Source organism: Variovorax sp. P5_A3 (genome assembly GCF_056400665.1).
Genome location: NZ_JBFUKW010000007.1, coordinates 78513 through 90860, shown reverse-complemented (window position 1 = coordinate 90860; position 12348 = coordinate 78513). Strand labels below are relative to the sequence as shown.

11 protein-coding genes and 1 tRNA gene are annotated in these 12348 nt (G+C 65.7%); 6 read left to right on the top strand and 6 right to left on the bottom strand.

Annotation, left to right across the window (positions count from 1 at the left end):
• Position 1: 1 nt before the first annotated feature.
• From pstA to pstS, 3 genes are read right to left on the bottom strand one after another with little or no spacing between them, the layout of a single operon-like run.
• On the bottom strand, positions 2-886 hold the full coding sequence (gene pstA, locus AC1D3B_RS12800; RefSeq protein ID WP_478191043.1) for a phosphate ABC transporter permease PstA: 885 nt from the start codon (positions 884-886) through the stop codon (positions 2-4).
• Entirely contained in the window at positions 883-1953 is a 1071-nt protein-coding gene (pstC, locus tag AC1D3B_RS12795; RefSeq protein WP_478191042.1) for a phosphate ABC transporter permease subunit PstC, read from the bottom strand. Before pstC ends, pstA begins: the two co-directional genes overlap by 4 nt.
• A gap of 22 nt (positions 1954-1975) precedes the next feature.
• Positions 1976-3013, bottom strand: a complete 1038-nt coding sequence (gene pstS, locus AC1D3B_RS12790; protein WP_478191041.1) for a phosphate ABC transporter substrate-binding protein PstS — start codon at positions 3011-3013, stop codon at positions 1976-1978.
• A 243-nt stretch (positions 3014-3256) separates the two neighbouring features.
• Between pstS and AC1D3B_RS12785 the strand changes: the two genes are divergently transcribed.
• Positions 3257-4777: a Ppx/GppA phosphatase family protein gene (locus AC1D3B_RS12785; RefSeq protein ID WP_478191040.1), complete on the top strand. Its 1521-nt coding sequence runs from the start codon at positions 3257-3259 to the stop codon at positions 4775-4777.
• Positions 4778-4798: 21 nt separating this feature from the next.
• Here the strand turns inward: AC1D3B_RS12785 and AC1D3B_RS12780 are convergent, their stop codons facing one another.
• The 3 genes from AC1D3B_RS12780 to AC1D3B_RS12770 form a co-directional block, all read right to left on the bottom strand.
• Positions 4799-5260 carry a SixA phosphatase family protein gene (locus AC1D3B_RS12780; protein ID WP_478191039.1) on the bottom strand — a complete coding sequence of 154 codons (462 nt, stop codon included), beginning with the start codon at positions 5258-5260 and terminating at the stop codon, positions 4799-4801.
• Positions 5261-5266: 6 nt separating this feature from the next.
• Positions 5267-7456: a polyphosphate kinase 1 gene (ppk1, locus tag AC1D3B_RS12775; protein WP_478191038.1), complete on the bottom strand. Its 2190-nt coding sequence runs from the start codon at positions 7454-7456 to the stop codon at positions 5267-5269.
• Between the two features lie 64 nt (positions 7457-7520).
• A complete protein-coding gene (locus AC1D3B_RS12770; RefSeq protein WP_478191037.1) occupies positions 7521-8384 on the bottom strand; it encodes a GNAT family N-acetyltransferase in 864 nt (287 codons plus the stop codon).
• A gap of 138 nt (positions 8385-8522) precedes the next feature.
• Between AC1D3B_RS12770 and AC1D3B_RS12765 the strand changes: the two genes are divergently transcribed.
• The 5 genes from AC1D3B_RS12765 (at position 8523) to AC1D3B_RS12745 (ending at position 12291) form a co-directional block, all read left to right on the top strand.
• A complete protein-coding gene (locus tag AC1D3B_RS12765; RefSeq protein WP_478191036.1) occupies positions 8523-10202 on the top strand; it encodes an FAD-dependent oxidoreductase in 1680 nt (559 codons plus the stop codon).
• 22 nt (positions 10203-10224) lie between these two features.
• Positions 10225-10485 carry a UBP-type zinc finger domain-containing protein gene (locus AC1D3B_RS12760; RefSeq protein ID WP_478191035.1) on the top strand — a complete coding sequence of 87 codons (261 nt, stop codon included), beginning with the start codon at positions 10225-10227 and terminating at the stop codon, positions 10483-10485.
• Between the two features lie 71 nt (positions 10486-10556).
• The gene (locus tag AC1D3B_RS12755) at positions 10557-11261 is read left to right on the top strand and encodes a glutathione binding-like protein (RefSeq protein ID WP_478191034.1); all 705 of its coding nucleotides are present in this window, start codon (positions 10557-10559) and stop codon (positions 11259-11261) included.
• A 50-nt stretch (positions 11262-11311) separates the two neighbouring features.
• Positions 11312-11388: transfer RNA gene (locus tag AC1D3B_RS12750), tRNA-Pro, on the top strand.
• 114 nt (positions 11389-11502) lie between these two features.
• A complete protein-coding gene (locus AC1D3B_RS12745) occupies positions 11503-12291 on the top strand; it encodes an SDR family NAD(P)-dependent oxidoreductase (protein WP_478191033.1) in 789 nt (262 codons plus the stop codon).
• Positions 12292-12348 lie beyond the last annotated feature (57 nt).

Below are 12348 nucleotides of genomic sequence, written 5' to 3'. Positions count from 1 at the left end.
TTCAGAGTTTGTTGCGCGTGAGGATTCGCGCGAGGATGTTCAGCCCCAGTACCGCGACGGTGATCAGGAACACGCCGGCCCAGGCCAATTGCTGCCAGTTCTCGTAGGGGCTCATCGCGAACTTGAAGATCGTCACCGGCAGGCTGGCCATCGGTTGCGTCAGGTTCGACGTCCAGAACTGGTTGCTGAGCGCGGTGAAGAGCAGCGGCGCGGTTTCACCCGCGATGCGGGCCACGGCCAGCAGCACGCCCGTAACCACCCCGGCGCGTGCGGCGCGCAGGGTGATGCTCAGAATGACCTTCCACTTCGGCGTGCCCAGTGCGTAAGCTGCTTCGCGCAGGCCCGGGGGCACCAGTTGCAGCATGTTCTCGGTCGTTCGGATCACGACCGGGATCACGATCAGTGCCAGCGCCAGAGCGCCTGCCAGGCCCGAGAAAGACTTGAAATACGCCACGACGACCGCGTAGACGAACAGGCCGATCACGATCGACGGTGCCGACAGCAGGATGTCGTTGACGAAGCGCACGATGTTCGACAACCAGCCCTTCGGGTTGTATTCCGCCAGGTAGATGCCGGCCATGATGCCGATCGGCGTGCCCACGAACGTGGCGAGCATCACCATCACCAGCGAGCCGAAGATCGCATTCGCGATGCCGCCGACCTCGTTGGGTGGCGGCGTCATTTCGGTGAGCGTCGCGATCGTCAGGCCGCCCACGCCTTGGCGCAGCGTTTCCCAGAGGATCCATACCAGCCAGAAGACGCCGAAGGCCATCGCGGCCATCGATAGGGTCAGGGCGATGAAGTTGACGCGCTTGCGAACCGCGAACTTCGCTGCGCGGGTCTCGTCGAGCGCCTTGGCGCTCAGGAGTCGTTCGGCGGTTCTCACGATTTGGTCCCCTCGCTCTTGCGCATCTGCATGAGCAGGATCTTCGACAGCGAGAGCACGACGAAGGTGATGAAGAACAGCACCAGGCCCAGGTACATCAGCGATGCCTGGTGCAAGCCCGCACCCGCCTCGGCGAACTCGTTGGCCAGCACCGAGGTGATGCTGTTGGCCGCCTCGAAAAGCGACAGCGAATTGAGCTGGTTGGTATTGCCGATCACGAAAGTGACGGCCATCGTCTCGCCCAGCGCACGGCCGAGGCCGAGCATGATGCCGCCGATCACGCCGGCCTTGGTGTAGGGCAGCACGACCTTCGAGACCACTTCCCAGGTGGTGGAACCAAGGCCGTAGGCCGATTCCTTGAGCAGCGGCGGCGTCACCTCGAACACGTCGCGCATCACCGAGGCGATGAACGGGATGATCATGATCGCGAGGATGATGCCGGCCGACAGGATGCCGATGCCCACGGGCGGGCCGGACACCAGTGCGCCCAGATAAGGCACGCCGTCAAAGAGCTTTTGCAGCGGCTGCTGCACGAAAGTGGACAGGATCGGCCCGAACACCAGCAAACCCCACATGCCGTAGACGATGGACGGCACCGCCGCGAGCAGTTCGATCGCCGTGCCGAGCGGGCGCTTGAGCCAAGACGGCGACATCTCGGTGAGGAACAGCGCGATACCGAAGCTGACCGGAACCGCGATGATCAGCGCGATCAGCGAGGTCGCGAGCGTGCCGTAGATCATCACGAGGCCGCCGTATTCGTTCTGCACCGGATCCCACACGCTGCTGGTGAGAAAGCCGAGGCCGAACTTCGAGATGGCGGGCCAGGCGCCGACCAGCAGCGACAGGAGGATGCCGATCAGCATCGCGAGCGTCAGCAGCGCGGCGCCCTTGGCGGCCCAGCCGAACAGACGATCGGTGGCGGCGCCGGTGCGCGGACGCTTGGCAGGCGGCGGGCTCGCGGTCGCGCGAGCGCGCTCGCCTGCCAGGTCGAGCGGATTGGCACTTGCAGGAAATGTGGATGACACAGGTCGCTCCGAAACCGGCGCGCGATCAAGCGGAGTGCTCATACGCGCGCCGTTATACCTTGCTTTACTTGAACGCGACGGGCTTGCCCGACGCGTCCTTGATCTCACCCCAGGAGGTCGCGATCACGCCCTTGACCTTGTCGGGCATCGGCACGTAGTCGAGGTCGCCCGCGGTCTTGTCGCCGGTCTTGTAGGCCCAGTCGAAGAACTTGAGCGCGGTGGTGGCCTGCGCCGGCTTGTCCTGCACCTTGTGCATCAGGATGAAGGTCGCGCCGGTGATGGGCCAGGCTTCCTTGCCCGGCTGGTCGGTCAGCACCTGGTAGAAGGACTTGGACCAGTCGGCGCCCGCGGCGGCGGCCTTGAAGGCCGAATCGTCCGGCGACACGAAGCTGCCGTCCTTGTTCTGCATCTGGGCGTACGTCATCTTGTTCTGCTTGACATAGGCGTACTCGACATAGCCGATCGAATTGGGCAGGCGGTTCACGAAGGCCGCGACGCCTTCATTGCCCTTGCCGCCGGCGCCGTTGGGCCAGTTGACTGCCGTGCCGTCGCCGACCTTGGCCTTCCACTCGGGGTTGGCCTTGCTCAGGTAGTTGGTGAACAGGAAGGTCGTGCCCGAGCCGTCGGCGCGGCGCACGGTGGCGATGGCGGCGTCAGGCAGTGCGAGCGTGGGGTTCAGGGCCTTGATCGCCGGGTCGTTCCACTTGGTGATCTTGCCGAGGTAGATGTCGCCGAGGACCGCGCCACTCAGCTTGAGTTCGCCGGGCTTGATGCCCTGGATGTTGATCACCGGGACCACGCCGCCGATCACGGTGGGGAATTGCATCAGTCCCTTGGCCTTGAGGTCGTCGTCTGACAGGGGCATGTCCGAAGCCCCGAAATCGACCGTCTTGGCTTCGATCTGCTTGATGCCGGCGCCGGAACCGACCGATTGGTAGTTGATCTTGGCGCCAGTGGCCTTGTTGAAGTCGGCGGCCCACTTCGAGTACAGGGGCGCCGGGAAGCTGGCGCCGGCGCCGGTGGCGTCCTGGGCGAATGCAGGAATATGGACAAAAGCCGCGGCGATCAGGCCGGCGGCAGCGAATTTGAACGTCGTTTTCATGATGCTTCCTTTGAGCTGCACAAGCACCCCTCTCGGGGGTTGGCAGGACTCTAGAAAGCTTGTGTGACAACTCGATGACACTCGCTCACAGAGGAGGATGGGGCCATTTCCGAGGATGCGGCGCAACGATGTCACACAACCGTCATGTGTCGACCTTAGCCTTTGTCCCTCGCCGAGATACCGGTTGACGCAGTGGTCCACAGGGAGGGCGCTACGATCAGGCCCCGACGACAACACTTCAACATGCAAAACGGAACCCGCCTCGCAGCGGTCGATCTCGGCTCCAACAGCTACCGCCTCGAGATCGGCCAGGTCGATCATGGCCAGATTCACCGTGCCGAATACCTCAAGGAGACCGTCCGCCAGGGCAACGGCCTCGACAGTTCACGCAACCTGACGCCCGAAGCCATGCAACGGGGCTGGGATGCGCTCGCCCGTTTCGGGGAGCGTCTTGCCGGTTTCAAGCGCTCCCAGGTGCGCGCCGTCGCGACCCAGACCCTGCGCGAGGCCCGCAATCGCGACGAATTCCTGTTGCGCGCACGCACCATCCTGGGCTTCGGCATCGACGTCATCACCGGGCGCGAAGAAGCCCGCCTCATTTATCAGGGCGTGGCCCACACCCTGCCCCACACAGATGCCTCGAACCGGGAGCGCCGGCTGGTGGTGGACATCGGCGGCCGTTCCACCGAGATGATCATCGGCCAGGCCCACGAAGCCGAAGTGATGGAGTCCTACCGGGTCGGCAGCGTCGCCTGGTCGATGAAGCACTTCCCGCAGGGCCTTTTCACGACCTCGGCGTTCCGCGCGGCCGAAATCGCCGCCAAGGCGGTTCTCGACGATGCGCTCGGCACCTACGTGCCCGATCGCTGGGACGTGGTCTACGGCGCCTCCGGAACCATCGGCGCCGTCGGCGATGTGCTGGCCCTGGCCGGCGGCGAGCCGGGCCTGGTCACTCGCGACGGGCTGGATTGGCTGGTCGACCGCTTGCTCCGGGCCGGCAGCGTCGACCGCCTGCGCATCGACGGCATGCGCGAAGACCGCAAGGCAGTGATCGGCGGCGGCGTGAGCGTGTTGCGCGCGGTGTTCGACTTGCTCGAGATCGAGGAAATGAAGGTCGCGCAAGGCGCATTGCGCCACGGCGTGCTGTACGAACTCCTGGAGCGCGACGACATCGTCGCCGACCTGCGCACCAGCACCGTGGCGCGGCTCGGCACCCGCTTTGCCGTCGACGCTGCGCAAGTCAAGCGAGTCAGCGACACGGCGGCCGCCCTGTTCGTACAGCTCGACCCCAGCGCGAACGGCGGCAGCACGACGAGCCGGGCTGGCCGAGCCTTGCGCAAGATCCGCTGGGCGGCCCAGTTGCACGAGATCGGCGCGCAGATCTCGCACAGCGAATACCACAAGCACGGCGCCTACATCCTCGATAACGCCGATGCGCCGGGCTTCGCGGTCAACGAGATGCACTGGTTGAGCCAGCTCGTGCTGGGCCACCGGGGCAAGTTGCGCAAGCTGGAGACCGCGTTGGACGACGAGACCTTCGTCCCCCAACTGCTGGCATTGCGACTGGCCGTGCTGCTTTGCCATGCCCGGCGCGATCCCGACCTCGAAGGGCTGCGGCTTGCGCAGCCCGGCGGCGGCAATCTCTTTGCCCTTTCCTGTCGCGCGGGGTGGTCAGCGCTCTATCCGCAGTCGGCGCACCTGTTGCGGGAAGAAGTGCTGGCCTGGCAGAAGACCAACTGGCGCGTCGAACTCGCGGGCTGCTGACGCACGCGCCAGCAGGCGCCGTCAGAGCAGTTCCGGCGCCTGGACCGTGACGACAACGGTCTGGACGTCGCCGTCGCGCTCGCGCGTGCGGATCCACCAGACCGCGCCCTTGCGAACCGGGCAACTGTCGTGCTGGAGGCCCAGCAGCAGCGAGATGGCCTGGCCCAGCGATGGCTGATGGCCGATCATCAGCACGACCGACTTGCCGTTTGGCCAGCCGGCCGCGCCCAGGAGCGCATCCGGCGTGGTGTCCGGCGCCAGTTCAGTCCTCAGCTTGTACTTGCGCCCCAGCGCCAGCGCCGTCTGCTCGCAGCGGCGGGCCGGACTGCAGACGATGCGGGTGCCTTCGGGCAACTGCCGATCGAGCCACGCCGCCATCCGCTTGGCCTGCTTTTCGCCGCGGGCAGTCAGCGACCGTTGCATGTCGTCGCAGCCTTCGGTCCAGTCGTCCGCCTCGGCGTGGCGCCAGAAAATCAAGTCCATGAGTCGTCAATCCCGTGATGCGGCGCGATGAAGTCCGCGCGACGCGTAGCGGTTCATGAGCGCGGTCTGCGCGCCATGGGCCTCGATGGCCCGCGATGCGCCCTCCTCGCCCGGATGGGTGTCCTGGTACACGCGGTGGTAGGCGCCGTCCGGTCCGAGATCCCATGCGTCGCGTCCGTCATGCAGATAGGCCACGAGGCATTCGTCGATGAGCCGCTGGCGCAGTACCGGATCGGTCACCGGCCAGGCCAGCTCGATGCGGCGCATCATGTTGCGGTTCATCCAGTCGGCGCTCGAGAGATACAGCGACTCGTCCTCCCCCTGGCGGAAATAGAAGACGCGCGAGTGCTCGAGGAAGCGGCCGATCACCGAGCGCACGCGGATGTTGTCCGTCAGCCCGGGGACGCGGGCGGGCAAGGTGCAGGCGCCGCGCACGATCAGGTCGATCTTCACGCCCTTCTGGCCGGCCCGAACCAGGGCGGCGATCAGGTCCTCGTCGGTCAGCGCGTTCATCTTGGCGACGATGCGTGTCGGCTCGCCGGCGGCCGCCGCGATGCCGAGCGCGTCGATGCGGGCGACCAGGTTGCGGTGCAGGTCGAAAGGCGCGAGCCACATGCGATTCAGCTTCGCCGGCCGGCTCTGGCCCGCCATGTGGACGAACACGGCCTCCATGTCCGCCGTGAGCAGAGGGTCGGCCGTCAGGTGGCTGATGTCGGTATAGAGCGCTGCCGTGCGGGGGTTGTAGTTGCCGGTGGACAGATGCCCGTAGCGCCGCATCTGCTTGCCCTCGCGGCGCGTCACCAGCAGCATCTTGGCGTGCGTCTTCAGCCCGACCACGCCGTAGACGACCTGCGCGCCGATCGATTCGAGCATCTCGGCCCAGTTGATATTGGCCTCTTCGTCGAAGCGCGCCTTGAGCTCCACCACCACCGTCACTTCCTTGCCGCGGCGCACGGCCTCGCGCAGGAGGTCCATCATCTCGGAATCGGTGCCGGTGCGGTAGATGGTCTGCTTGATCGCCAGCACCTGCGGGTCCTGCACGGCTTCGCGCAGGAACGCGAGCACGCCGCTGAAGCTCTCGAACGGCTGGTGGATCAGGGCATCCCCGCGTTGCAGTCTGTCGAAGAAGGACTGGCCCGGCGACAGCGTGACAGGATAGGACGCCTGGTAGGGCGGAAAGCGAAGTTCGGGCTCTTCGAGCAGGTCGATCAACTGCGTCAGGCGGGCGAGATTCACCGGCCCGTGCACCCGGTACAACGCCTGCGCTGGCAGGTTGAACTGAGCCAGCAGGAAGCTCGCCAGCGATTCGGCGCAGCTCGCCGACACCTCGAGCCGGACAGCCTGCCCGTAGTGGCGATGCTGCAACCCCTGCCGCAACGCCGTGCGCAGGTTCTTCACGTCTTCCTCGTCCACCGCGAGATCGGAATGCCGCGTCACGCGGAACTGGGAGAACTCGCCCACCTCGCGCCCAGGGAACATGCTCGACAGGTGCGCGCGCACCACGCTCGACAGCGCGATGAACAGCGTCTTGCCGCCCGACACCTTCGCCGGCATGCGGATCACGCGTGGAAGCACCCGCGGCACTTTCACGATGGCGATGGGGTTCTCGCGGCCGAAGGCGTCCTTGCCGCTGAGCCGCACGATGAAATTCAGCGACTTGTTGGCGACCTGCGGGAAGGGATGCGCCGGGTCCAGCCCGACGGGAATCAGCAGTGGCCGCACCTCGCGCTCGAAGTACTCGTGCACCCATTTGCGCTGGGCGGGATTCCGCTCGCCGTGCGAGACGATCTCGATGCCTTTGCTTGCGAAGGTCGGGATCAATTCGTCGTTGTAGAGCGCGTACTGCCGCCCCACCAGCGAATGGGCCGCATCGGCAAGCCGCTCGAAGGATTCGATCGTGTAGTTGCCCTTGCGATCGCCCGCCACGCCCGCGCCGAGGTGGGGTGCGGCGCGAACCTCGAAGAATTCGTCCAGGTTCGACGAGACGATGCAGAGGTAGCGCAACCGTTCGATCAGCGGCACTTCGGGCCGATACGCCCAGTCGAGAACCCGTTCATTGAACGCAAGGATGCTGTGATCCCGATCGAGCAGCGTCAGAGCGGGTTCGGCGGCAACAGGCAAGCTGTCGCTGATGGCAGGCGGCATGGAAAAGGATTCTGGATCAACCGGCACAGAGGCACTCAAAAGCCAAGGCATGACAGTGTCCACGGCTCTTGTGACAGTTGCATGACAAATGCGTGACGATCGTTCCGGGGCTGTCTTAATTGCCCAGGAAGTGCTTCCTGTAGCGCGCCGGCAAGTCTTCGATCCGCATGAGCATCGGCAGGTCCGCCGTATTGAAATCCGGATCCCAGGCCGGCGGCCCCAGCACCTTAGCGCCGAGCCGGAGATAGCCCTTGATGAGCGCGGGCGGCTCGACTTCGAGCGCGCTGTCCAGGCGATGCACCGGCAGCGGCAGACGCGGCTGGACGTGATATTGAATAGGCGCCATGTGGGTGGCCGAAAGCTGGCGCCAAATGCTGGCCGCCGCATCGCCGCTGGTCACGCCGTTGTGCCACATGGGGATGCTGGCGCAACCGATCATCGTGTCGAGCTTGTTGCGGTTCATGAAACCGGCCAGCGCACCCCAGAGTGCGAGGATCACCCCGCCCTGGCGGTGGTCGACATGCACGCAGCTGCGGCCGAGTTCGACCATCCGCTCGCGCAGGTCGCGAAGCCGCGTGAGGTCGAATTCGGTGTCGCTGTAGGTGCTGCCGACGCGCCGGGCCTGGGCCGGCGTCAGCACGCGGTAGGTACCGATCACCCGCTGCGTGGCTTCGTCGCGAACGAGCAGGTGCTCGCAGAAGTCGTCGAACAAATCGATATCGTGTCCGTCCAGTGGCGTCGTCAGACGGGCGCCCATCTCGCCTGCAAACACTTCGTAACGGAGCCGTTGCGCCGCGCGCACGTCGTCCTGATGGCGCGCCCAGCTCACGCTGATGCCGCCGGTGGTATCGCCGGCAGGCGCCGGCGCTTTCGGCACGGGTATTGCTGCAGGGGCCTGGACCGGATGGGCCACGGGCCACAGGGCGGCGCGCAGTCCCAACTGGGAAAATGGAAACGTCGGCGTGGGCAGTTCTTTCATGCGAGACCCTTTCTGCCGACGGAGTCTCGGGATTTGCAATGAAACAAGCGTGTCATTCCGATGGCAATTGGATGACGCACACGGAGGGCACTGCTTCAGCGTTTAATTCCAGGGACTCGCCCTATTGGAGTTTTATTGATGGCTGCTACTGAAAGAATCGAAGTCGAGACCCGCCGCCACCAGATGTTCCCGGTACTGAGCGCCGCGGACATCGGACGCATCCGGCGCTTTGGCACCGTGCACCGCTTTCACCGCGGCGACTGCCTCTTCCGGGCCGGAGAACCCGGGCCCGGGATGTTCGTCGTGCTGCAAGGGACGGTCGCCATCACCCACCGCGACGGGCTCGGCCATGTGGTGCCGATCGAACAGCAGGGTCCGGGCCAGTTCCTGGCCGAGGTCGCACAGCTTTCAGGGCGTCCCGCCCTGGTCGACGGCCACGCGCAGGGCGATGTGGAGACCCTTCTGGTGCCGCCCGAACAATTGCGCGCCCTGATCATTGCGGAAGCCGACCTGGGCGAGCGCCTGGTGCGCGCCATGATCCTGCGCCGCGTGGCGCTGATCGAATCCGGCGCGAGCGGCCCGGTGCTGATCGGGCCACCGCAGTCGGCCGCCGTGATGCGCCTGGAGAACTTCCTCGGCCGCAACGGCTACCCCTATCACGTGGTCGACGCCACGCAGGACAGCGACGCGGCCGCGCTGCTCGAACAGTACGGCGAGTCGGAGCTGCTGGTGGTCTGCCCCGACGGGTCGGTCATGCCCAATCCGACCGAGCATGCGCTGGCACGGTGCCTGGGCATGGTCGACAGCATCGAGCACGAGGAACTGTTCGACGTGCTCGTGGTGGGTGCCGGCCCGGCGGGCCTCGCAACCGCCGTGTACGCGGCCTCGGAGGGCTTGCGGGTCATCGTGGTCGATTGCCGCTCCTTCGGCGGGCAGGCCGGCGCGAGTGCGCGCATCGAGAACTACCTGGGCTTTCCTACCGGGATTTCCGGCGGCGCCCTCGCCGGGCGGGCCTATGTGCAGGCGCAGAAGTTCGGCGTCGAGATGTTGATCCCGGCGCAGGTCACCTCTCTGGATTGCGGCCTGGCCGAATCGCACGGCGAAGTGTCGGTCCAACTCGTCGATGGTCGCAAGCTGCGCTCGAAGACCCTCGTGATTGCCAGCGGCGCACGCTATCGCCGGCCGGAAGTCCCGCGTCTTTCCGAGTTCGAAGGCCGCGGCATCTGGTACTGGGCCTCGGCCCTGGAGGCCAAGCTGTGTTCCCAGCAGGAGGTCGCGCTGGTCGGCGGCGGGAACTCCGCCGGCCAGGCCGCGGTGTTCCTTTCGGAGCACGCGGCGAAGGTCAATGTGCTGGTGCGCGGCCCCTCGCTGGCGGCGACGATGTCGCGCTACCTGATCGATCGCATCGAGGCGACGCCCAACATTGCGCTGCACCCGTACACCGAACTCGTGCGCCTGCACGGCGAGCCGACCAGCGGCCTGAACGGCGCCACCTGGCGCGACAGGCAGAGCGGCGAGCTGGAGGACTGTCCGGCGCGCAACATCTTTCTCTTCATCGGCGCCGTCCCCGAGACGGACTGGCTCGAGGGCTGCGGCGTCGCGCTCGACAAGCACGGCTTCGTGCTCACAGGTCAGGAAGCGCGTGGCGGGTTTCCGGCGAAAGTGGCCGCAACGCTCGAATCCAGCGTGCCCGGCGTGTTTGCCGTCGGCGACGTGCGCGCCGGATCGGTCAAGCGGGTGGGTGGCGCCATCGGCGAAGGCGCCGCGGTCGTCGCGCTGATCCATCAACACCTGGCATCGGCAGCAACCGCCGCCTGAGCCGCGTCAACAGGAGGTTTCGATGTCCGTGTATCCCTGCTCCCACGTGCCCAACGTGATCGTCCCGCCGGCCTCGGCCGGCTGCGAGGAATGCCTCGCGGTGGGCGATACCTGGGTTCACCTGCGGCTGTGCGTCCATTGCGGCCACGTGGGTTGCTGCGACTCGTCGAAGAACAGGCATGCCAGCCGGCATTTCAAGACCACCGGACACGCCGTCGTCGCCTCGCTCGAACCCAACGAGGACTGGATGTGGTGCTTCGCGCACGACAGCCAGGTGGGATAGCGCGTCTCCTGCACGAAAAGCCCCCGAGGGCTATGCTGGCCGGCCTTGTCATCACCAACGGATCCCGAGACATGCCCCAATCACCCATCGACGTCTATTCCTGGGCGACACCCAACGGCCACAAGGTTCACATCATGCTGGAGGAATGCGGCCTCCCCTATCGCGCGCATCCGGTCAACATCGGCAAGGGCGACCAGTTCGAGGCGGCCTTCCTGAAGATCAGCCCGAACAACAAGATCCCCGCCATCACCGATCCGGAAGGACCGGATGGCAAGCCGATCTCGCTCTTCGAGTCGGGCGCGATCCTCATCTATCTGGCCGGCAAGACGGGCAAGTTGCTGCCGGCGGGCGATCGTGCGCGCTACGACGTCCTCCAGTGGCTCATGTTCCAGATGGGCGGTGTCGGCCCGATGCTTGGGCAGACACACCACTTCCGCAATTACGCGCCCGAGAAGATCGGCTATGCCATCGACCGCTACTCGAACGAAGCCAGGCGACTCTACGGCGTGATCGACAAGCAGCTCTCGACGAACAAGTTCATCGCCGGCAAGACCTATTCGATCGCCGACATCGCGATCTTCCCGTGGCTGCGCAGCCATGAGAACCAGGGCATCGTGCTGGCGGACTTTCCGCACGTGAAGCGATGGTTCGACGGCATCGCCGCCCGCCCCGCGGTGCAGCGCGGCGTCAAGGTGCTGGCCGACCTGCGCGCGCCGATCACCGGGGACAAGGAACGCGAAATCCTGTTCGGCAAGACGCAATATGAGCGTCGCTGAACAGCGGGCGATTTTCGGCCCGGCAAAAAGGTTAGAATCGTGGGCTTCGTCGGGGCGTAGCGCAGCCTGGTAGCGCATCTGGTTTGGGACCAGAGGGTCGAAGGTTCGAATCCTTTCGCCCCGACCATCAAAAAAAGTGAACGCCTGCAAGGACTTCGGTTCTTGCAGGCGTTTTGCTTTTCTGCGCCGCGAGCACCAGCGTTCCACAATGCGTCTCCAACGATCAATCTACGGAGCCCGTATGGATCTTCAACTGACCGGAAAACATGTGCTCGTGACAGGTGGCAGCCGAGGCATCGGCCTCGCCTGCGCACAAGCCTTCCTGCGCGAAGGCGCGCGAGTGAGCCTCGCCGCACGCACCCCAGCCCGCCTCGATGCCGCCGCAGCCCAGTTGCTTTCGGAAGGTCACTCGGTCGGCGGCTACAGCGCCGACCTCAGCGATGCACGCGCGGCACTGCACATGCTCGATGCCGTGCAGGCCGAATCAGGCCCGATCGACATCCTCGTCAATTCCGCCGGGGCGGCGCGCCGCACGCCCTTCGGCGAGTTGGAACCGCAGAACTGGCACGACGCCATGCAGGCCAAGTTCTTCAGCTACATCAACGTGATGGACCCGCTCATCAAGCGCATGGGCGAACGTGGCTCCGGCGCGATCGTGAACGTCATCGGGATGGGAGGCAAGATCGCAACGCCGACCCATCTCGCAGGCGGCGCCGCGAATGCCGCATTGATGCTGGCCACGGCCGGGCTCGCCCAAGCGTACGGTCCGCTCGGTGTTCGGGTGAACGCCGTCAATCCGGCGTTGACATTGACCGACCGCATGGCCGAAGGCATCGCGGCCGACGCGCGCCTGCGAAAGGTTTCGGAAGAAGAGGTGCTGCGCGACGCCGAGGCGCGCATGCCGTTGGGCCGCCTCGCCAAGCCGGAGGACATCGCCAATGCTGTGGTCTTCCTGGCGTCGCCAAGTGCCGCCTACATCTCCGGCGCGATCATCTCCATGGATGGCGCAGCGGTGCCGATGGTGGTCTGAGCTGTGCCCAGACTCAACTGGACGGAAACTGCTCCGGCATCGGCTCCGCTCGTCGGC